This is a genomic window from Flavobacterium sufflavum, from assembly GCF_004016525.1.
GTDB classification, from domain to species: domain Bacteria; phylum Bacteroidota; class Bacteroidia; order Flavobacteriales; family Flavobacteriaceae; genus Flavobacterium; species Flavobacterium sufflavum.
Window position 1 is genome coordinate 1 of sequence record NZ_SACJ01000027.1, and the last position, 1,039, is coordinate 1,039.

Here is a 1,039-nt window from a genome sequence, read left to right on the forward strand (position 1 = left end):
AACGTGAGTTCGATATAAACTTATTGAAAAAGTACTAATTGTTTTGTGTCTAGGAAATTATTTTTCAAAGACGGTTTTTTGTCTGCAAAGTTGTAAGCAATCAGAGCGGAAAAAATATTATTGAAGTAGTTTGTTTGCGAACGATTTCTTGAATGTTCTACTTGGAAAATGTTTTTTAATTGATCAAATATGGTTTCAATTATGGCTCTTTTTCTGAGGTAAAAAGCGTCTTGAATCGGGGTTACGAGTTTAGTTTTCATATTCTTTCTTAATTTGGTAACAAGATGTATTCCGTTTGAAAATAGATCCTGAAAAAGTTCTTTGGAAAGATACCCTTTGTCACCAAAAAGTTTACCGTATAGTTTCTTGATAAATCCTTTCATTTTCAATGGAGAAGTATCGTGAACATTGGCTGGAGTAAGCATAAAATCAATGATTCCTCCACAATCGTTAGTTACAATGTGAAGCTTAAAACCATAAAACCAACCTAAGGAACATTGCCCTCTTTGAGCAAAGCCTTTAAAAGTTTTATTTTGATGAATCCTCCTTTTATCACAAACTCTTAATGGTGTGGAATCTACAAAACTGATACCTGTACAATCTGCCAAACCTTTAGTTTTTAAATAAATCATCATCGGAATAAAAGATGTGGATTTGAGTTCTACCATTCGATTATAACTAACCAAATTTGGGAACTCATTTGTTAAAAATTTAGACACATAATCAAGATAAAAAGTCTTGAAATTTCTATAACCAGAAATATGAAAAAGAACTTGAATTGTTATAATTTCTGAAAGTGATAAATTAGATTTTCTTATTCGTTTTTTTCCGTTTGAAAGAAGTTGATTTTCCCAGTTTGGCGCAAAATCTTTACAAAAATCATCAATAGAGCAAAAAATAGTAGTAATTTTATCTAGCGAAAGCATAAGCAAAAGTTTAGTATTTGTTTGAAATTAAGCACTTTAAATATACTAACTTTTGCTTTTTTGTACAATTATTTTTACGTATTTATTACGTGATTATATCGAACTCACGTTAA

General features: G+C 29.5%; 1 protein-coding gene. It reads right to left on the reverse strand.

The features are described 5' to 3' along the window. Positions 1-20: 20 nt before the first annotated feature. Entirely contained in the window at positions 21-926 is a 906-nt protein-coding gene (locus EOD40_RS17835; protein WP_128197852.1) for an IS982 family transposase, read from the reverse strand. Between the last annotated feature and the right edge of the window lie 113 nt (positions 927-1,039).

What these genes read in the sequence shown, in the direction of transcription:
- EOD40_RS17835 (WP_128197852.1), bottom strand. Translation starts at nt 926, where the DNA reads ATGCTTTCGCTAGATAAAATTACTACTATTTTTTGCTCTATTGATGAT.